The organism is Bradyrhizobium sp. KBS0727 (assembly GCF_005937885.2).
Taxonomy (GTDB): Bacteria; Pseudomonadota; Alphaproteobacteria; order Rhizobiales; family Xanthobacteraceae; genus Bradyrhizobium.
In genome coordinates this window covers 4,475,888-4,495,398 of the sequence record NZ_CP042176.1, presented here as the reverse complement: position 1 = coordinate 4,495,398, position 19,511 = coordinate 4,475,888, and the positions used below count along the sequence as shown (strand labels likewise).

The window sequence follows — 19,511 nt, the reverse complement described above, 5'->3', positions numbered from 1 at the left end:
GTTTCCGGCCATGAGAGCGATCCACCCGACCTCCTGCGAGCGTGTCCAGCTCACGCTCACCGTAGCCCTACTGGCCGCCTGCGCGGCCAACGTGGCGCTGGTATGCGCCTGGCTCTGATTTCGCGCGATTGACGCCGCGCCCGTTCCACCCATCATGCGGGTCAATCAAGAGGAGCGGGCCGCGTTGAGCGGCCCGACGTATGCGAGGGGGACCAGATGATCGAAACGCTGCCTGAGCGGGTCAATGGCGACGAGGCGCTGGTCCGGCGTGGCCGGTATCTGACGACGAATTTCCTGCTGGAGGTCGGGCAGACCCCCTGGCTGATCCAGATCTTCGAGGGCCGCATCGTGTCGGTAACGCGGGGACCGTTCGTGATGCCGTCCTCGTCCTTTGCGCTGCGCGCGCCCGAGGAGGAATGGCAAAAATTCTGGAGCCAGCGGCCGCCGCCGGGCTCGAACGACCTGCTGGCGCTGATCAAGCGGCGTGTGCTCAAGGCCGAAGGCAATTTGCAGATATTCATGTCCCATCTGCGCTACTTCAAGGAGGCGCTCGCCAAGCTGCGCGCGCAGGGAGCGGCGGCATGAACGCGCGATTCGAGCCGATCACCGGCCGCTACATGCATCTCGACCTGTTCGGCCGGCCGCACCGCGTCTATGTCGAGGAGGCGGGCGAGGGCACGCCGCTGTTGTGCCTGCACACGGCCGGAAGCGACGGGCGGCAATATCGCGGGCTGATGAACGACACAAGCGTGACCGCGAAACATCGCGTCATCGCCTTCGACATGCCCTGGCACGGCAAATCGTCGCCGCCGTCGGGCTGGCACGAGGAGGAGTATCAGCTCACCTCGGCGCAATACACCACGATGATCCTTGAGATCTCGGCCGCGCTCGAACTCGACAGGCCGATCCTGATCGGCTGTTCGATCGGCGGTCGTATCGCGCTGCATCTGGCGCTCGAACATCCCGAGAGCTTTCGCGCCATCATCGGCCTGCAGGCCGGCGCGCATGTCGATCCCTATTACGATCTCAACTTCCTGCACCGGGCGGACGTCCATGGCGGCGAGGTCTGCGGCGCGGTCGTCTCCGGGCTGGTCGGCCCGGACGCGCCGGACAGCGAGCGCTGGGAGACGCTGTGGCACTACATGCAGGGCGGCCCCGGCGTCTTCAAGGGCGATCTGTACTTCTACAAGCTCGACGGCGACATCCGCGGCCGGGTGGCGCAGATCGACACCAGGCGCTGCCCGCTGTTTCTGCTGTCCGGCGAATACGACTATTCCTGCACGCCGGAGGAGACGCTGGCGGTGGCGAACAGGATCCCGGGTTCCGAGGTCACCATCATGAAGGGCCTCGGCCATTTTCCGATGAGCGAAGATCCGCAGGCGTTTCTGACGCACCTTCTCCCTGTGCTGGAGAAGATCGGCAAGAGCTGAAGGTCGCGAAGCGGCTCACATCCCGAACCCCGCACCAAGGTGCGGGGGTGAACCGGTCGGCGTGAACGCGTCAGAAGGGAAGTTATGGGAGAGCTACTTGCCCACCCGCGGCGACGACGGCATCTCCCGCAGCGTGGCGTGGACCTTGGCCATGGTGGCGCTGCAATAGGCCTCGCGCTCCTGGCTGAACCGCGCCTGGTGGGCGCGGAAATCGGCGACCCGCGCCTTGATCTCGGATATTTCCGACTGGAAGCCGTTGCGCAGGTCGGCCCGTGCGATCGTCTGCACCGGCGTCGACGCCTCTCGTGGCGGCTCGGCGGCGGCAATGGTCTCAGCCATCAAAGCTTCGATGTCGGGCATCGGCGCCGCGGTGACCGCGGTCTGAGATGTCTCGACCGCGAGGAAACTCGCCGCAACTGTCATATCGGCCTCCGGCTTCTTGCCGGTCACCGACTGAACAAACGCCATCGTTTGCGCGATCAGAAGATCGCGTTCTCTCATCCATTTCATGAGACACCTCGGCCGACTAACACCAGCAAATGGCTTTTCTGGAATCAAGGGCATCTGGCAATTTGGAAGGGGACAGCGTCGGTTTTACCTGCGAGGTGACAAAAGTGTGACACCTGGTGCACACCAGCGTGCACATGGGCTGGGTCGGACGGTTCCGCCGCCGCCACGGTGCAGGCGAGGCGTCTACAAGAAGAAGTCTATCGTTCGCGCGGATTGGTGTTCGGCACGAACGGCGCGCCGACCACACGAACCGCGGGATGATCGGTGACGGGGACGATCGGCTTGTCGGCCGCCGGCACCTGCTCGGCGCGCGCGGCGATCCGGACCGGGGCCTTGTCGGCCGGCGCCACCAGACTGGCACTGGCCGCGATGATCACGGTGAACACCGTGACGATCGCGAGCAGGAACATGTTGCAGTTTTCTTCACGGATTTTCATGCGGAGAAAACGTGGCAGGTGAGGGTTGGTTCCGAATTCGCGATAAGGGAATGCTGCCGGTTGAGAGGATTGAACTCCCGACCTTCGGTTTACAAAACCGATGGCTTGTTCAAATCCGGCGCGGCATTGGGAATTCTAGCTAAGTCGCTACTCTTTTGACAAATAAAAGGTTTTGGTGGGGCTACGGCAATTTGCCCTTGCGCTGCGTGGAGATTGAACCGCGAGGGAACAAACCGCAATCACGGCTGCTCCCTCACGATTCGTGCTGATGTCGCGGCTGCCGATCACGAGGCTGATCAGGCCCTCAGCAACGTTGCTGCCTTCTCCAGTGAGATCGGAGCGTCATCGAGCAACAGGTCAATGGCGTCTTCTTCCCACTTCATTGAAGTGATGCTGAAAGGAGCATTGCGCTGCAAGCGATGCTCCAGCACGAAACGCGCCAGCAACAACCGCCTTGCATCACCGCCTGGAGCGCCGAGGCGCGCCCCCTCAGCAGCCATGAGGACCATGGTCGCGGCGTGATAGAGCATACCCGCAGCTACGCGACAGAATCGCTCGTTCTCCGGTTCGGTTGCGACCTCGTCAGCAAAGCTGAATGCCTGTGTCACGCTGTGTTCGAGCCTGGTGCGGAACTGTCCCGGAATACCCGCCGCCGCAGCGAGGCGTTCGTTGAGATCCTTCTTGAGATCCACATGCGCTTGCTCTTTTTTCATCGAACGGTGGATCGCATCGAGCGCGTTGATATTGCTGGTGCCGTCCCAGAGCACGCCGAGATGCGCATCCCGGATTAGCTTGGCGTTCGGCCAATCCTCGATGTAGCCATTGCCTCCGCGCGCTTCCATCGAACCTGTTGCGACGGTCACGTTGTCCCGGCACGCACGATACTTGCTGACCGGCGTCATGATGCGCAGGACCCTCTGCGCAGCGGGATCAGCCTCGCTCGCAGACATCATGCCGGTATACATGAGTGCGGAAAGCGCCTGCTCCGTCGGCACCATCAGCTTCATGAGCTGCCGACGCATCAGCGGATGATCTATCACAGCCTTTCCGAACGCGTTGCGGTTGCGTGTCGCAACCAGCGCTTCGTTAAGGCAGCGACGCATCATGCCCGCGGCACGCGCCAGATGTGACACGCGGCTTGAATTGACCATTTCAAGCATCTGCTTGAGCCCACGGCCGAGATCGCCGAGTTGATACGCAACGGCGCCTTCAAGGCGCACCTCGCCGCTGGCCATGGATTTGCTGCCCAGCTTGTCTTTGATCCGCACAACGCGGTACGAGTTTCGCGTGCCGTCCTCGAGCGTCCTCGGCATCGCGAAAAGCCCGAGGCCTTTTCCGCCCCCTACAGCACCCTCGGGACGCGCGAGCACCACCACCACTTCAGCACTGACGTTGGAGCAGAACCATTTCTCGCCCCAGAGCCGCCAATGATCGCCGTCACGGACTGCAACCAGTTCAGCGGCGCCGACATCCGATCCGCCCGCCTTTTCAGTCATGAACTGTGCGGCCCGGTTCAGCTCGCCCATATCCTGCGACAGCATCGGGCCGAGGAACCGTGCACGCAGCTCGTCATTGCCGTAGCGCCGAATCAGTTCGGATGAGCTGCCCGCGATATTGACCGGGCACATCAGGCCGAATTCGGTCTGCGAGAACAGATACTGGAACACGAATTTGACAATCGGCGGCAAGGTCGTCGGCCAGTCGAGCACGCCGGGTCGATAGGACATGGCGTGAATGCCGTAACGGGAATAGGCGATCTCTTCCATTGCCTGATAGGCCGGATGATATTCAACCAGTTCATCATCACGCCCGAACCGGTCGCGCTGACGCAGCACAGGAGGATTGCGTTCCGACGTATCGGCAAGCTCAAGGAGCTTGCCGCCACACAGTTCACCGAGACTGTCGAGATGCGGGAGAATATGTGCCAGCAATGCATCATCGATATAGTGTGGCATCACCGACTTTGCGTTGTGGTCAATCGCAAAGAAGTTGAGCCCCGCGCAATCCGGCGCCAATTTGGTGGACCGTTGAGCCGTTGCTTGCCGGCCGGCCTGCTGTTCCGGGGCGACTGTCGCACTGAAGTTACGAGCCTGATAGTTCATCTTCCGACCTCGATCGTTCGGGGAAAGTTACTGTTGTTCGAAGCCAACCTGCTTCAGCACATCTCGCCAGCGCGGAATTTCGCTCGCCATGAACTGGGCAAGATACTCCGGCGTCGACGAAGCAGCCGGGATAATACCCTGCTGGTCTATAGCGGCCTTGATGTTCGGTTCCTTCAGCGCTTCAACCAATGCCGCGTTGAGCTTGGCGACCACTTCCTTTGGCGTTCCCTTGGGAACCACCACACCAAAGAAGACACTGACGTCGAATCCCTTCAATCCCAGTTCATCGAACGTCGGAACGTCCGGCAGGATCGAGGTGCGCTCAATCGTCGTCACAGCGATCGGGCGAAGCGCTCCCGTCTTGATGTGTGGCGCTGATGTAAACACGTCCGAAAAGCTCAGTTGAACCTGACCGCCCAGCAAGTCCGTCATCGCCGGCGCGGCGCCACGATAAGGAACGTGCAACAGATCCGTTCCGGTCATCGAGTTAAACAAAATCCCGGCCAGATGCGTCGATGCGCCCGTTCCCGATGATGAATAGCTGAGCTTGTTGCCGGCCTTCGCATAGGCCACGAGTTCCTTCAGGTCCTTGATCGGCAAGGATGGATGAACGGAAAGAACATTCGGCAGCTTGCCGATCATGATGACCGGATCAAAGCTCTTCACCGGGTCATAGTTCAGCTTCTTGAACAAACTCGTATTGATCGCGAGCGGCCCCGAGGTTCCGAACAGGAGCGTGTAACCGTCAGCTGGGGAGTTGGCCACGGCCTCCGCGCCGATATTGGCGCCCGCGCCACCCTTGTTCTCGATCACCACGGTCTGGTTCAAATGCTGCCGCAACCCTTCCGCCAGATTGCGCGCCAGCGCATCGGTCGGGCCGCCCGCGGTGAATGGCACCACGATCTTGATCGGTCGATCCGGAAAGTCCGCGTGAGCCGGCGCAACCGTTCCGAGCACGCCAGCGATCGCGGCGGTTCTGAGTGCGAGCCCCATACCCCTAAACTTCATGTTTCCTCCCGGCAGAAATTTCTTGCTTGTCGCGCTACTTTGATGGCTTGCAATCAATACAGTCCAATATCTTTTGACGCAGATTGATATATTATGGGTATCGATCATGAGGCGGCTGCGACTGGAGAGTGACGGTGGATCTGCGGCAATTGCGATATTTTTCCGTGTTGGCGGAGGAGCGTCACTTTCGGCGCGCAGCGCAGCGATTGTCGCTGTCACAGCCGCCGCTGAGCCTTGCGATACGACAGCTTGAGCGCAGCCTGGGCACCAAGCTGTTTCACCGGAACAGCCGCAACGTCGAACTGACCGCCGCAGGACTGGCACTCCAGCGCGAAGCCAATCACCTGTTGCGAAGGCTGGATGAGGCGCGCGATCTCGTGATGGCCGTCGATCAGGGGCATGGCGGCGTCTTGCGCATCGGCTTTGGCGGCTCGACGATCTATCGCGCGCTTCCCAGACTGATCCGTCAGTTCAAGATGGCGCAACCTTCGATCGAGGTCAGGCTGCAGGAGCTGAATTCAGTCGAACAGGTCCTCGCGCTTAAGCGTGAAGACATCGATTTCGGCTTCATCAACGGACACGAACTACCAAGCGGCCTCGACGGATTTCGCTACTGGTCGGAACCATTCTATGCCTGCCTTCCGGAGGGCCATACCTGCGCGAAGGGGCGCACGGTCAAACTGGAAGATCTTGCCGGCGAGGAATTTGTGATGTTCGGACGATCAGCATCGCCGGAATGCTTTGCGATCATTATGGACCTGTGCAGGTCTGCAGGCATCGAACCAACCGGCAATCATGAAGTTCGGCACTGGATGAGCGTCATCGCATCGGTTGCACATGGGCTCGGTGTTGCCCTGGTTCCACGTGCGCTCAAGTCATCCGATGTTGCAGGTGTTGTGTTTCTTCCGCTAACGAAAGCCAAAGGTGTTTCTGAAACATGGTGCGTGTGGAAGATCGACCGCGAGCTATCTAGCGGGACCAACGCATTTTTGTCTGCCGCGCGTCAGAATATCTCGCTGATCAAGGAATAAAGCGTCAATCGGGGCTCAAATTTGCGACGCCGATTCACACGCCCGTGCTCGATTGCTCCCGTCGCGGCAGACTTGGAAAGCCGAAGAAGCGATCGATTCCCTGGGGCAGCTTCCGCTGGCAAGTTCGGGTGCGGGATTTATCCCCCCGTCGCCCCGGGCAGGCCTCCCCATCGCCGGGGCTCCATCACGGGGCTACGAATTCGACCAAGTGTTTGATTAGATTGGTGCCGGTTGAGAGGATTGAACTCCCGACCTTCGGTTTACAAAACCGCTGCTCTACCGCTGAGCTAAACCGGCGAATGGAGTGGTCGGAGTGCCCAAAGTTGCCGGGCTAGGTTTGACCAGTCTTCGGCGGCTCGAATACCAGACTTGTCCGGAAAGGGCCAGAACCCAACAACCTGCTTCGGCAGCGTACGCGCATGAAAAAGGCGGCCTTTCGACCGCCTTTTCCGCATCACTGAGCAATTGCCCTACTGGCAGAGATGTTGCCGCCCGTCCTCGCCGCGGAACCAGGTGCCGGGGGTGCAGACAAAGCCGTTGCGGCGGGCATATTCATCGCCGCCGATCGGGGCGGTGGCAATGGCGGCTGCGGTGCCGACGGCTCCGCCGACCACGCCGGCTGCGACGGCGCCCGGCCAGAAGGCGCGGTCGTTGTCATAACGGTTGTAGCTGTCGCGCCAGCGGCGGTCTTGCCGGTAGCCCTGATCCTGCCAGTCCTGATCCCGGTAGACCTGACGCTGGTAGTAGCCGCGGGTAACGGGATTGCCCGGTCCCTTGTTCTGGCAATTGGCGTTTGGATAGAACTGCGCGCAATAGCCGGGATTGGAGACGACTTCCTGCGCCATCGCGGGGCTTGCGAGCGCGGATGCGACCAGCGCGGCGGCGCCCAAAATTCCGAATCTTGTCATGTGGGTTCTCCCAGAGAGGTACAGCCGGGGCAACCGGGGGCGAGCACGCATGTTCCGCCTTCAAGGATTGTGCGATCTTCAAACCGGTGTGAAGTTCCCGCTTCGGCAGAGCGGATTGCGACCCTGGCCGGCGGTCTGCGCGGTGAGATGAAGTGTTTGACCTGACAACGGCTTCGACTTGGTATTTGATGTATCGGCAGAGAGCAGGGGGCGCATGTTCGGAATTCTGGGGCTGGGCTTTTTACTCGGCATGCAGCATGCGCTCGAGGCGGATCATATCGCCGCCGTATCCAGCATCGCCGCGCGCCGCAGCCAGGTCGGGGACATCGTCAGGCACGGCCTGACCTGGGGGCTCGGGCATACCCTGACCCTGTTCAGCTTTGCCGGTGCCGCGCTGCTGCTCGGCCACGCCATCCCCGAGAGCCTGGCCCGGCCGATCGAGACCGCCGTCGGCATCATGCTGGTAGGCCTCGGCGGCCACGTGTTGTGGCGGCTGTGGCGCGACCGCGTGCATTTTCACCGGCATGGCCACGGCGACGGCACGGTGCATTTCCATGCCCACAGCCATGCCGGCGAAATCGCCCCGCATGCCCGCGCCGCCCACGCCCATGAACATGGCTTCCGCTGGCGCACGCTACTGGTCGGCCTGATGCACGGCATGGCCGGCTCCGCCGCGCTGCTGGTGCTGACGGTATCGCAGGCGTCCAGCCCCGCGGTCGGACTTGGCTATGTCGCGCTGTTCGGGATCGGCTCGATGATCGGAATGGGCGCATTGTCGACGTTGATCGCGGTGCCGCTGGCGGTCACGGCGCGCTGGCTCACCTTTGCCAATCACGGCCTGCAGGCCGCGGTGGGAGCCGCTACGATTGCGATCGGCATCAGGACCATCGTCGAGACGGCCTTGGCCTAATGCCGGGTTGCTGCCCGTGCCGCGGGCTGATGTAGTGGGAAAAATAGTTCGGGAGGACGGGGATGAAGCGCCGGGATTTTCTGGCCGGAAGTGCGGCGTGCACGCTGGCGGCGATCGCGGGCGAAGCAGGCGCCCAATCGGGACCGCTGACCAAAATCATCTTTCCGTTCGCGGCCGGCGGCGGCGGCGACGCGCTGTGCCGGGTGCTGGCGCAGAATATGAGCCTGACACTCGATCGTAACATCATTGTCGAGAACCGCACCGGCGGCGACGGGCTGATCGGAATCAAGGCGGCAAAGGCGGCCAATCCTGACGGCACGACCATCCTCGTGACCACAGGTCCGACAATGTACCTGCTGCCGATGGTCGAGACGCAGCCGACATTCGATACGGCCAGGGACTTCGTTCCGGTTTCACAACTGGCGCGTTTCGAGTTCTGTATCGTCGTCGGTCCGGCCGTGGATGCGAAGGATTTCACGCAATTCGTGGCCTGGCTGAAGGCCAATCCGGACAAGGCGACGTTTGGCGTGCCGAGCAACGGCACCATTCCGCATTTCACCGGATCGCGGCTCGAGGAGGTGCTGGGCGTCAAGATGACGCGCGTGGCCTGTCGTGGCGGGGCGCCGATCATGAACGATCTCCTCGGCGGTCACCTGCCGTTCGCAATTGTCACCCTGACCGACGCGATCCCGCAGCACCGCGCGGGCGGCGTCAAAGTTCTTGCGGTGACCAGCGCCGAGCGATCGCCGTTCCTGGAGGTGCCGACCCTCAAGGAGTGCGGCATCGATCTGGTGGCGGACGCCTGGTACGGCATGTGGCTGCCGGCGGGCGCGTCACCCGCCTTCGCCAAACAGGTGAGCGAGGCGGCGGCCACCACGCTTGCCAAGCCCGAGGCCCGGGAAAAGCTGCTGGCGATCGGCCTGATCCCGGTCGGCTCGACACCGGAAGGTCTCACGCGGGAACTTGCCGCCAACACCGCTTTCTGGGCGCCGATCGTGAGGGCGACCGGATACAAGATCACGAACTAGGCAGGCTCGAAATCTCCCGGGGAGTTGCTGATGTCTGACGCCGGAACTTCGCGACGCGGCCGTTTCGTGATCGTCTTCGCGCTTGTCACCGTGATGTTCGCCGCCGTGGCCCCGGGCACAAGCAGGGCGGGATCAGCTCCTCCTCAGGCACCTACTCTTTCACGCGCTGCGCTCGACCGTCTTGGCGACCTCATCCGCAAAGAGATCGCTGCCAACAAGATTCCCGGCGGCGTCCTGCTGATCCAGCAGCACGGCAAGCTGGTCTGTCTCGAAAGTTTCGGCGTGCGGGACCCTGCAACCAAAGCGCCAATGACGCCGGATACCATTTTTCAGGTCTATTCGATGACCAAGGCGATCACCTCGGTGGCCGCGATGATGCTGGTGGAGGAGGGCAAGCTGTCGCTCGACGATCCCGTCTCGAAATACATTCCGGCCTTTGCCGATGCGAAAGTGGGCGTCGACGATTCCGACGAAGCCGGCCAGCGGCCGCTCAGGCTGGTGCCGCTGAAGCGCCCGATCACGATCAGGGACCTGCTGCGGCACACATCGGGTATCACCTACGGCTTCTACGGCGAAGGCGTGGTGCGCAGGCTCTACGGCAATCCGAAACTGTTCGACGGCGATTTCGACAACGCCGAATTCGCCGACCGCATCGCGAAACTGCCGCTCGCCGACCAGCCCGCCACGCGCTGGGACTATGGCCATTCGGTCGATGTGCTCGGCCGCGTCATCGAGGTGGTGTCGGGGCAGTCGCTGTTCCAGTTCGAAAAGCAGAGGCTGTTCGATCCGCTCGGCATGTCCGAGACCAATTACTTTGTCGCGGACGAGAAGAAGTGGCCGCGCATTGCGCGGCCGTTGCCCGCCGATCTCTTTGACCGTCCGCTGGCGGGAATCAAGGACCCGACGTTGCCGCGGCGCTTTGAATCCGGCGGCGCGGGCCTGAACACGACGATCGGGGATTACGCCCGCTTCCTGCAGATGCTGCTGAACAAGGGCGAACTGGACGGCAAACGCTACCTCAAGCCCGAGACGGTGGCGTTGATGACGAAGGACCAGATCGGCCCGGAGACCGGAATTCTCCATGATCCCTTCTATTTTCCGAGCCCGAACAGCGGTTTCGGTCTCGGCTTTGCGGTGCGCACGTCGCCGCCGGCGGGCACCACGTGGCCGCTCGGCGAATATCGCTGGGACGGCGCCGGCGGCGCGTTCTATTTTGTCGACCCCGTCGACGATCTGTTCGCGATCTTCATGGTACATTCGCCGACGCAGGGCGGGCGGATTCAACTGGCGCTGAAGACGCTGATGTACGAAGCGCTGGGCAAGGGACTGCGGAAGGGTGACTAGAGTCTTTCCGATTTAGACGGAAGCATATCCAGCGTTGCGCAGATAGTTTGCGCATTCTTGCGGTGTGAAGTGTTGGAGAAGGCTGCCAATTTGGCGCCACACGCCTTCGATGGTGCGCTCTTCGGCTTTGCGGAACAGGGTTTTGAGCTTTGCGAAGACCTGCTCGATCGGATTGAGGTCCGGGCTATAGGGCGGAAGGAAGACGAGCCGTGCGCCGGCAGCTCGGATAGCTCTTCGGATAGCGGGACCCTTGTGGGAGCCGAGATTGTCCATGACGACAATGTCGCCAGGTTGGAGCGTTGGCACCAGCAACTGCTCGACATAGGCACGGAAGCTCTCGCCGTTGATCGGCCCGTCGATGACGCAGGGCGCAGCGATGCGGTCGTGCCGGAGTGCTGCGAGGAAGGTCATCGTCCGCCAATGGCCGTGCGGGACCTGAGCCTTGAGCGGGATGCCCCGTCGCCACCAACCATGGGTACGGGTCATGTTGGTCTTGGCCCAGGTCTCATCAATGAAGACGAGACGGGTAGGTTCGATTTTCGATTGGTGCCGTCTCCACCAGGCGCGGCGGCGCGCGATATCAGGACGATCCTGCTCAGCCGCGAACACGGTTTTTTTTGAAGCTGATGCCCTGGCGCTTGAGGAACCGCCAGAGCGTGTCGCAGGACACCGCGACACCGCGTTCGCCAAGTTCTGCCAGCAGCGCGTGCAAGGTCAGATCAGGTTTCTCGGCCAGCCGAGCCAGCAGCCAGTCGCGCTCGCCTTCCAGCAGGTAAGGCCGCCTGCCGCCCATCGGCTTGGCCGCCGCACTGCCCGTCGCGCGCGCCCGCTGCGACCACTTCACGACGCTCGCAACGCTGACGTCATACAGTTCTGCCACCGCTCGGCACGTCTCACCACTCGCAACCAACCCGACAACACGCTCACGCAGATCCAGTGAGTATGCTCGCGCCATCCTTGCTGGCCTCCGTCCCAGCAGGAAAATTGAATCAGAGCCCACCTGATTTGGGAATCCCCGATTCAGAAAAAGTCGGAAACACTCTAGCTAGCTAGGGCGCGGAGTCATAAGCGCGCAGCCCAGGCATCAATCATCTGCACCGCCGCGTCATGACCGGCGGCCAGCGCGTCCGTAATCCGGTCCTAGTGTTTGCCCGGTTGAATCACTTTCTGACCGATGCCTTCAACCGTCAAAACCGGACAATCGGCACTTCCGAGATTACCTAATAACCGGACATGTTGCGGACATGCCAAAATCGACGCGAATGACCCAACTGCGACATTGGCTGTGCAGTGCGGCAATGGCTTTCATGGCTATCAATGTGCCCGACTGACCCGCTACGATGCCGTCACCTGACCTTGGGAGCGGACATGAGGCGGCGCGAGTTCATAACACTTTTCGGCGGTGCGGCCAGTCTCCCGCTTGCCGCGCACGCGCAACAACCGGCGGGACGGCTCTACAGGATCGGGTACCTCTCGGCCGGGTTCCGAGAGCCAACGCTCAACTTCACTGAAGCGTTCGAAGGAGGCTTGCGGAGCCTCGGCTATCGCGTTGGCGAGAATGTCGTCATCGAATACCGTTTCGCCAACGCCGACGTCGAACGGCTGCCCGCGCTTGCGGCAGACTTGGTCCGGCTCGGCGTGGACATCATCGTCACCAGCGGGGGGAATCCGATCACGGTTGCTGCCATGAAGGCGACCGCAGCCATCCCGATCGTCATGATCAGCGGTGTCGATCCGGTCAGCACCGGACTCGTCGCCAGTCTGGCGCGCCCCGGCGGGAACGTCACCGGGCTCATCGCGGATGCGGGTGGCGAGATTTTGGGCAAGCGGTTTGAATTGCTGAAAGAGATTCTTCCGAACCTCTCGCGTTTGGGTATTCTGTGGAATCCGGACGTTGCGATCCTTCGGAATCGCCAGACGGCGATGACGGAGACCGCCCGGACACTAGGGTTGACGACTATTCCGGTCGAAGCCCGTGGGCTGGACGAACTTGAACAAGCGTTTGCGACAATGGTGAGGGAGCGCGCGCAGGCCTTCGTCATGCAGGGAGATAGTGTGCTGTTCAACTATCGCGGCCAGATTGCAGAAATGGCTTTAAGGAACCGTTTGCCAGCCGCCTCGCTCCAGAGAGAGTTGGCGGAGGCGGGATTCCTTCTGATCTACGGGGCCGATCTTGGAGATCTTTATCGCCGGTCCGCCGGCTTTATCGACAAGATTTTCAAGGGGGCGAAGCCAGCCGACCTGCCAGTCGAGCAGCCGACCAAGTACGAGCTGGTGATCAATTTGAAGACCGCGAAGGCGCTTGGCATCATCGTGCCACCGACAATGCTCGCCCGCGCCGATGAGGTGATCGAATAGCGATGCCTTGCTGCAGTGCATGAGTCTCTTGTTGGCAACTTTTCGGACATGGCGCGATGTCCGACTTAAGTCCGTTATGCGCACCAAAGCAGACGTCCGCCGACTCCAAATTATGAGTTCACGCCCTAATCACACCACCGCGTTGCGCGCGATCGTTTCGCGATAGAACGAGGCGCTGAGCTTGGGCGTTCGGGCTTGCGTATCGAAGTCGACCCGGTAGAGGCCGAAGCGTTTTTCGAATCCGTCCGACCACTCGAAATTGTCCAGCAGGCTCCACAGAAAATACCCTTGCACCGGCACGCCTTCGGAGGTCGCGCGCTGCAACTGCGTCAGGTAGTTGCGCAGATACATCACGCGGTCGAGATCTGAGATGCTGCCGTCGGCGGCTACCTGGTCAGTCCCCGAGGTGCCGTTCTCGGTGATGTAGATCGACTTCACGTTCCACAGCTTCGCGACATGGCGCGGCACCCAGTACATCGTCTCGGGGCCGAATTTGAGCCAGGGCGCGTCCATATGCGGAAACGAGGCGGGAAACGGCGCCAGCGTGAAGCCGCGTGGGTTGTCGGCGGCGACAACGTAATGGTCGGGCATGTAGACATTCAGTCCGACGAAATCGACCGGCGATGAAATGATGCGCAGATCCTCCGCCGTGAATTTCGGCGCATCCTTTCCGGCTTGCGCCAAATATGCGTCGGTGTACTTTCCCTCCATCATCACGGTCAGATAGCCGGCATTGAGTTCGCGCGTCGCGGTCTCGGCCGCGCGGATGTTGGCGGGTGTTACGATCGCGGGGATACAGCTCACGGCATTTTCCGCCGGGCCAACCCGGGTCCCGGCGCGGGCAGAGGCGCGGATCGCCTGCACCGCAAGACCGTGACCGAGTGCGATGTGGTGACGGACCTGGTTTAATTCCGCCCGCGGCAATTTGAGGCCGGGCGCGTCGGAGCCGAATTCGTGGCCGAGCGAAACCGTTCTGGAGCATTCATTGATCGTGAAGAAGTGTTTTACCCGGTCGCTCACGCGGCCTGCGACGTAGGCCGTGTAGTCGGCGAACGCCTTTGAAGTGTCGCGGGAAGTCCAGCCGCCGAACCGGGTCTGGAGCGCCTGCGGCAGGTCCCAGTGATACAGCGTCGCAAACGGCTCGATGCCGTTGGCGGAGAGTTCGTCGAGCAGGCGGTCGTAGAAGTCGAGACCTTTCGGATTCGGCGTGCCGGTGCCGTCAGGGAAAACGCGCGGCCACGCGATCGAAAACCGATAGGTTTTTGCGCCCAGCGATTTCATCAACTGAACATCCTGCTTGTACAGATGGTAATGGTCGTCGGCGATATCGCCCGTGCTGCGATCCGAGATCGTGCCGGGTCTGTGCGCGAACAGATCCCAGATCGACGGGCCGCGGCCGTCTTCATTGATGGCGCCTTCGATCTGATAGGAGGACGTGGCCGTGCCCCACAGAAAGCCGTTCGGAAAGCCGGGTGGGGCGCCTCGGTTTTCTCTGGGCAAATCAGCCTGCGCGTCGGCGCCGAGAGCCCCGGTGGCGTCAGACATTCCGAGCGTGGCCCAGCCCAAGATTTTGGAGAATTGGATTTTGGCGAACTGGCGCCGGGAAGGTTTTAGGAAAGACATTGCTTCAAGGACTCGGCTTCACGTGCTCGGATCGAGGCAAATATGCGGCAAAAGCGGAGCTCACCCTTTGTCGCCGACCTTGATGCCGGTCGAATTGACATGTTACGAGGTCAGGCGAAGTCGCGCAAACGGCGTGAACACCCATCGGTAAGCACGTCTGAGGACAGGATCGACAGCCTTGCGCACGCCACTGGCGCTCTTCTTCGTTTCGATCGGATTCATTGCGGCGGCGTGGTGGTGGCTGGCCTCGCCGGTCACCCTGGTGCGTGCGCCGATCGATCCCGAGGCCAAACTGGAATGCGTGTCCTACGCGCCGTTCCGCGGCGAGCAGACGCCGCACAATCCAAAGCTGATCGTCAGTCCGGAGCAGATCGCGGAAGATCTCGGCGAGCTTGCCAAGGTCACCAAATGTATCCGCACCTATTCCATCGATAACGGATTGGACAAGGTGCCCGAGCTTGCGTCCAAAGCCGGGCTGAAGGTTCTGCTTGGCATCTGGATCGGGCGCGATCGCGCCAAGAACCTGCTGCTGATCAATCACGCGGTCGCGCTGGCCAACGATCACCCCGGCGTGGTCACGTCGGTCATCGTCGGCAGCGAGGTGCTGTTGCGCGGCGAGATGACCGTGTCCGATCTGCGTGAATTCATCCGCTCGGCCAGATCGCGCCTCCATGTTCCCGTGACCTACGCCGATGTCTGGGAGTTCTGGCTGCGCTACCGGGAAATCGCGGCCGATGTCGATTTCGTCACCGTGCATTTCCTGCCCTATTGGGAAGACGTTCCGCCCCGCGCCGAAGACGCGGCCGCGCATGTCGATGAAGTCCGCAAGCAGTTGACGGTCGCCTTTCCCGGCAAGGAGATCCTGATCGGCGAGACCGGCTGGCCGAGCCAGGGGCGGATGCGCGAGGTCGCGGTGGCGTCCCGCATCAATCAGGCGCGTTTTATTGCCGAGATTCTCGAACGGGCGAGAGTCGAGAAGTTTCGCGTCAATCTGTTCGAGGCTTATGACGAGCCGTGGAAGCGCCGGTGGGAAGGCACTGTGGGCGGCTATTGGGGCGTGTTCAATGCGGGAGATCGCCGGCTGAAATATCCGGCCGGCGTTGCGATCGGCAACTACCCGCGCTGGAAGTGGCAGATGGCGGGCGGGCTCGCGCTCTGCATCCTCGTGTTCGCCACCGCAGGCTTGACGCTGCGGCGCCGGCCGTCGTCGCCGGGACTGGCCGCGTGGATCGCGGTCGCGATATCAGCGACAACAAGCGGGGTTCTGCTTGGCGTCAGCATCGACAAGCTGCTCTATGAAAGTTTCGGCTTCGATGGCTGGCTGCGCCAGGGCACGCTGCTGACAGTAGCCATCGCCGCTCCACTGCTGTCGGCGCAAGCCTTGATGTCGGGACGCCCGGTTCCGGCGTTTCTCGATATCCTGGGGCCGTCCGAACGCCGAACCCAGACCTTGATGATGACGCTCCTTGGCATCACCCTGATCGCGATCACGCTGACCTCGGTGGAAACCGCGCTGGGTCTGGTGTTCGACGGACGCTGGCGCGATTTTCCGTTCGCGGCCCTGACCATGGCCGTCGTGCCGTTTGCGACACTGGCGCTGCTCAATCATCCGCGATCGGGTGTGCGCCCGATTGCCGAAGTCGTGTTCGCAGGCGTGCTCGCGTTGACGGCCGTTTATATCGGCTTCAATGAAGGTTCCGCCAACTGGCAATCATTGTGGACCTGCGCGATGTATCTCCTGCTTGGCGTCACACTGTTGCAGGCGCGCGACGGCAAGTCTTCTGACGGCAGGCCTTCTGAAGGCAAATCGTCCGAACAAGCCTTCCGAGGGTAGACCTTCTGAGAGCAGGTCTCCTGCGCCGCCGTCCGAGCGCTGGTCGAATGTGGCCTCCGGTCAGCTGCATTGATGCGGGCGTCTCGCGCTCAAGGCTTCATCCCGATCTTCTCTCTGATGGCGCCGAGCTCGGTCTCGTCCCAAATGCCGATCAGCACGCCGTTTTTCACCTGCAGTTGCTGGCTGGCATAGTTGGCGATCTTCTCGTTCGACGTGGTGATGTGTCCCTTCGGATGCAGCGCCCAGTCGAACAACTCGGCCTGAAGCCGGGCGACGACGTCGGCGCATGACGGGTCGGTGCCGCGATCCAAAAATTCCTCCGGATCGTTTTCGAGGTCGTAGAGCATCGGCCGAAAACCCGACGCGTGGATCAATTTCCAGCGGCCGTCGAACACCATGAACAGCCGGCAGCGCTCGATCGGTTGTCCCAGCATCACGCGGACGTCCTGCATGGCGTAGTCGTATTCGGAGAATACGATCCTGCGCCAGTCGGCAGGCCGCTTGCCGTGCAGCAGCGGCAGCAGCGAGCGCCCCTCCAGAATATGGTCCGGCGGCTTGCTGCCGAAATAGTCAATGAAGGTCGGCGCCAGGTCGATGCCCTCGACCAGTGCGTCACACACCGTGCCACGCGTGCTGTCGGCGGCCGCCGATGGATCGATCACGATCAGCGGGATTTTGGCGGACTGTTCGTGGAACAGATCCTTCTCGCCCATCCAGTGATCGCCGAGATAGTCGCCATGGTCCGAGGTGAACACGATCATGGTGGTGTCGAGCAGGCCGCGCGTCTCGAGGAACTGCATCAGCACGCCCATCTGGTCGTCGATCTGCTTGATCAGGCCCATATAGGTCGGAATGACCTTTTCACGGGCCTCGTCGCGCGACATGTTCTTCGAGTAGCGCATGTTCATGTAGGCGGCGAACACCGGATGCGCGTTGTCGCGTTCGATCTCCGACCGGATCGCAGGCTGCACGTCCGCGGCAGCGTACATGCTGGCATAAGGCTCCGGCGCGATATAGGGCCAGTGCGGCTTGATGTAGGACAGATGCAGGCACCACGGGCGGCCGTCGTCCTCGGCCTCCGCGATGAAATCCATCGCGCGCCGCGTCATGTAGGGCGTCTCCGAATGCTCCTCGGGCACGCGCGCGGCCTTGTCGGCATGAACCAATAGCCAGCCGTTCTGCAAGGTCCCGTCGGCGTCGGCGCCGGAATTGGCCCAGTGCTCCCACGGGTTGTCGGCGTTGTAGCCCTGCCGGCGCAAATAGTCGTCGTAGGCCGGGCGAGGGCGTCCTGTCGGATGCAGGCCGTCGTCGCGCTCATAGGGCTCGAAGCCGCATTCCGATACGTGCACGCCGATGATCGAGTCGGGCGCGATGCCGAGATTCTTCAGGCCTTCGAGGTCGGGCGCCATATGGGTCTTGCCGACCAGCACGTTGCGGACGCCGATCTTCTTCAGGTGATCGCCGAGCGTCGGCTCGCCGACGCGCAGCGGCCAGCCGTTCCAGTGCGAGCCGTGCGAGCGCATGTAGCGGCCGGTATAGAACGACATCCGCGACGGGCCGCAGATCGGCGACTGCACATAGGCGTTGGAGAACAACACGCCGCGTTTGGCCATCGCATCGATGTTCGGCGTCTTCAGCACCGGATGGCCGGTACAGCCGAGATAGTCGTAGCGAAGCTGATCGCACATGATCCAGAGCACGTTTTTAGGCCTCTGCTTCGCAGGCGTTTGGGAGGGCGGCATGTCCGGGCACTTCCAGCGGTTCGGGAGCGGCGATGGTGCGATATTGCCGGTCAAATGACAATAAAGCCGGCCGCCCCGCCGGGCCGGGGCCGCGACGTTAACGTTTGGCTATCGCGACTTCTCGGAATTGAACCGGCATCGAGGCCGGCGCGTTAGGCTTACCGGCAGTTTGGCCCGCCGCCTTAACCCCTGAGGTTGTGCATTGGATTAGATTGTACATCGAGGTAGGCGGGGATCCCGAGCAATGCGCGTTCGCGTAACACTGGCAATCTTGATCGCGATGACGTCGACGGCGTTTGCCGGCGGCGGCTTTGACATCGTTATTCCCGGTCGCGCCGGCGTGCCCATCATCATTAACGGCGTCGATGCATCCTATGCGGTGGTCGAGGGCGATTGGGGTCTCGCGAGGCGCAACCATGTGCAGCCGACCATTTACGGTGGCCGCTACATCGATCCGGTTCCGAACGTCGGCCATTACTATCCGAGCGCAGGCCATTTGCCCGGTTACGGGCGCCTGGAAGTCGAACCGCCGGCCAACCGCCGCTTGCCGCAGCCGGCCGAGAGTTATCATCAATCATGGTCGGCGCAGTCGGCGCCGCTGCCGGCGCAGTCCAGCGTGCCGGTCGAACCGCCGGCAATTATCTACGCGCCGCAACAGCAGGACGGTCACGATTTCAGGCCGCGCATTCCGCGGAACGTTCCACGCTGAGAAAACAGTTCAAGAAACTACGACAACGAAAACACCTACAGGAGAGAGTAATGCGTCAATTATTTACTGGATTGGTTGCGGCGGTTGCCGTCATGGCCGCGGCGCCCGCCTTTGCGTGCGGTTACACCCCTTGCGGAGCACCGGTCTACGTCGCGCCGGCGCCGGTCGTCGATTACGGCTGCAACCCCTGCGGCGGTGGCGGCTGGGCCTATGAGCGGCTCGCCGCTCCGGAGCAGCAGTACTATTACGTCAACCAGGGCCCGACCTATACCGGTCCGGGCGACTTCGCGCCGGCTCGGGTCTATGAAGAAGGTTCGGTCTCCGGTTACGGCTATGCCCGTCCGTATAACTATGGCTACCGGCAGGGTTACGGCTACGGCGCTCGTTACGGCTACCGCCACTATCGCCCGTGGGCTCCGCGAGTCGGCTACTATCATGCGTCGCGCATGGGCTACCACCACGGCTACTCGCCGTATTACGGCCGCCACGTGCTGCGCCGCTACTACTGATCGATTGATCGGTTGAAGATTTCAGCGC

At 61.9% G+C, this 19,511-nt stretch carries 19 protein-coding genes and 2 tRNA genes; 11 read left to right on the top strand and 10 right to left on the bottom strand.

What is annotated here, in order from left to right:
* The first annotated feature begins 10 nt into the window (after positions 1-10).
* The 3 genes from FFI89_RS34725 to FFI89_RS21065 all read left to right on the top strand — a co-directional run bounded on the left by FFI89_RS34725 (position 11) and on the right by FFI89_RS21065 (position 1,430).
* A complete protein-coding gene (locus FFI89_RS34725; protein ID WP_210249014.1) occupies positions 11-118 on the top strand; it encodes a glucose transporter in 108 nt (35 codons plus the stop codon).
* A 98-nt stretch (positions 119-216) separates the two neighbouring features.
* Positions 217-585 (top strand): hypothetical protein, encoded by a 369-nt coding sequence (locus FFI89_RS21070; protein WP_138829563.1) that lies wholly within the window; start codon positions 217-219, stop codon positions 583-585.
* Positions 582-1,430, top strand: a complete 849-nt coding sequence (locus FFI89_RS21065; RefSeq protein ID WP_138829562.1) for an alpha/beta fold hydrolase — start codon at positions 582-584, stop codon at positions 1,428-1,430. The genes FFI89_RS21070 and FFI89_RS21065 overlap by 4 nt, the downstream gene beginning before the upstream one ends.
* Before the next feature lie 93 nt (positions 1,431-1,523).
* On the opposite strand, the gene FFI89_RS21060 is transcribed toward FFI89_RS21065, so the two are convergent.
* From FFI89_RS21060 to FFI89_RS21040, 5 genes are all read right to left on the bottom strand, one after another.
* Positions 1,524-1,940, bottom strand: a complete 417-nt coding sequence (locus FFI89_RS21060; RefSeq protein ID WP_138829561.1) for a hypothetical protein — start codon at positions 1,938-1,940, stop codon at positions 1,524-1,526.
* Between the two features lie 197 nt (positions 1,941-2,137).
* Complete coding sequence (locus FFI89_RS21055) at positions 2,138-2,377, bottom strand: hypothetical protein (protein WP_138829560.1); 240 nt, start codon at positions 2,375-2,377, stop codon at positions 2,138-2,140.
* A 54-nt stretch (positions 2,378-2,431) separates the two neighbouring features.
* Positions 2,432-2,497: transfer RNA gene (locus FFI89_RS21050), tRNA-Thr, on the bottom strand.
* A gap of 176 nt (positions 2,498-2,673) precedes the next feature.
* Positions 2,674-4,479, bottom strand: coding sequence for an acyl-CoA dehydrogenase family protein (locus tag FFI89_RS21045; protein WP_138829559.1), 1,806 nt, complete (start codon positions 4,477-4,479; stop codon positions 2,674-2,676).
* A 27-nt stretch (positions 4,480-4,506) separates the two neighbouring features.
* Positions 4,507-5,595: a tripartite tricarboxylate transporter substrate binding protein gene (locus tag FFI89_RS21040; RefSeq protein WP_246669211.1), complete on the bottom strand. Its 1,089-nt coding sequence runs from the start codon at positions 5,593-5,595 to the stop codon at positions 4,507-4,509.
* Between the two features lie 26 nt (positions 5,596-5,621).
* Here FFI89_RS21040 and FFI89_RS21035 point away from each other — a divergent pair, with 26 nt between their 5' ends.
* Positions 5,622-6,518: a LysR family transcriptional regulator gene (locus tag FFI89_RS21035; protein ID WP_168212976.1), complete on the top strand. Its 897-nt coding sequence runs from the start codon at positions 5,622-5,624 to the stop codon at positions 6,516-6,518.
* Positions 6,519-6,740: 222 nt separating this feature from the next.
* On the opposite strand, the gene FFI89_RS21030 is transcribed toward FFI89_RS21035, so the two are convergent.
* Positions 6,741-6,815, bottom strand: a tRNA-Thr gene (locus FFI89_RS21030).
* Positions 6,816-6,988: 173 nt separating this feature from the next.
* Positions 6,989-7,426, bottom strand: coding sequence for a hypothetical protein (locus tag FFI89_RS21025; protein ID WP_138829557.1), 438 nt, complete (start codon positions 7,424-7,426; stop codon positions 6,989-6,991).
* A 214-nt stretch (positions 7,427-7,640) separates the two neighbouring features.
* Here FFI89_RS21025 and FFI89_RS21020 point away from each other — a divergent pair, with 214 nt between their 5' ends.
* From FFI89_RS21020 to FFI89_RS21010, 3 genes are all read left to right on the top strand, one after another.
* Positions 7,641-8,336 carry an urease accessory protein gene (locus FFI89_RS21020; protein ID WP_138829556.1) on the top strand — a complete coding sequence of 232 codons (696 nt, stop codon included), beginning with the start codon at positions 7,641-7,643 and terminating at the stop codon, positions 8,334-8,336.
* Between the two features lie 62 nt (positions 8,337-8,398).
* Positions 8,399-9,364 carry a Bug family tripartite tricarboxylate transporter substrate binding protein gene (locus FFI89_RS21015; protein WP_138829555.1) on the top strand — a complete coding sequence of 322 codons (966 nt, stop codon included), beginning with the start codon at positions 8,399-8,401 and terminating at the stop codon, positions 9,362-9,364.
* Positions 9,365-9,394: 30 nt separating this feature from the next.
* Positions 9,395-10,708 (top strand): serine hydrolase domain-containing protein, encoded by a 1,314-nt coding sequence (locus FFI89_RS21010; RefSeq protein ID WP_371721468.1) that lies wholly within the window; start codon positions 9,395-9,397, stop codon positions 10,706-10,708.
* Between the two features lie 12 nt (positions 10,709-10,720).
* On the opposite strand, the gene FFI89_RS21005 is transcribed toward FFI89_RS21010, so the two are convergent.
* Positions 10,721-11,663, bottom strand: a protein-coding gene (locus FFI89_RS21005; RefSeq protein ID WP_138829554.1) for an IS630 family transposase whose coding sequence is annotated in 2 segments (ribosomal slippage) — positions 10,721-11,326 and positions 11,328-11,663 — 942 coding nt in all. Because the reading frame shifts where the segments join, the coding sequence is not laid out codon by codon here.
* A gap of 413 nt (positions 11,664-12,076) precedes the next feature.
* Between FFI89_RS21005 and FFI89_RS21000 the strand changes: the two genes are divergently transcribed.
* A complete protein-coding gene (locus tag FFI89_RS21000) occupies positions 12,077-13,066 on the top strand; it encodes an ABC transporter substrate-binding protein (protein WP_168212975.1) in 990 nt (329 codons plus the stop codon).
* 129 nt (positions 13,067-13,195) lie between these two features.
* Here the strand turns inward: FFI89_RS21000 and FFI89_RS20995 are convergent, their stop codons facing one another.
* The gene (locus FFI89_RS20995) at positions 13,196-14,611 is read right to left on the bottom strand and encodes a GH1 family beta-glucosidase (protein WP_371721466.1); all 1,416 of its coding nucleotides are present in this window, start codon (positions 14,609-14,611) and stop codon (positions 13,196-13,198) included.
* Positions 14,612-14,867: 256 nt separating this feature from the next.
* On the opposite strand from FFI89_RS20995, the gene FFI89_RS20990 reads away from it, so the two are divergent.
* Complete coding sequence (locus FFI89_RS20990) at positions 14,868-16,523, top strand: glycosyl hydrolase family 17 protein (RefSeq protein WP_371721464.1); 1,656 nt, start codon at positions 14,868-14,870, stop codon at positions 16,521-16,523.
* 89 nt (positions 16,524-16,612) lie between these two features.
* Here FFI89_RS20990 and FFI89_RS20985 read toward each other — a convergent pair whose 3' ends face one another.
* Entirely contained in the window at positions 16,613-18,265 is a 1,653-nt protein-coding gene (locus tag FFI89_RS20985; RefSeq protein ID WP_138829551.1) for an alkaline phosphatase family protein, read from the bottom strand.
* Positions 18,266-18,509: 244 nt separating this feature from the next.
* On the opposite strand from FFI89_RS20985, the gene FFI89_RS20980 reads away from it, so the two are divergent.
* The gene (locus FFI89_RS20980) at positions 18,510-18,974 is read left to right on the top strand and encodes a hypothetical protein (RefSeq protein ID WP_138829550.1); all 465 of its coding nucleotides are present in this window, start codon (positions 18,510-18,512) and stop codon (positions 18,972-18,974) included.
* Between the two features lie 50 nt (positions 18,975-19,024).
* Positions 19,025-19,483, top strand: coding sequence for a hypothetical protein (locus tag FFI89_RS20975; RefSeq protein ID WP_138829549.1), 459 nt, complete (start codon positions 19,025-19,027; stop codon positions 19,481-19,483).
* Positions 19,484-19,511 lie beyond the last annotated feature (28 nt).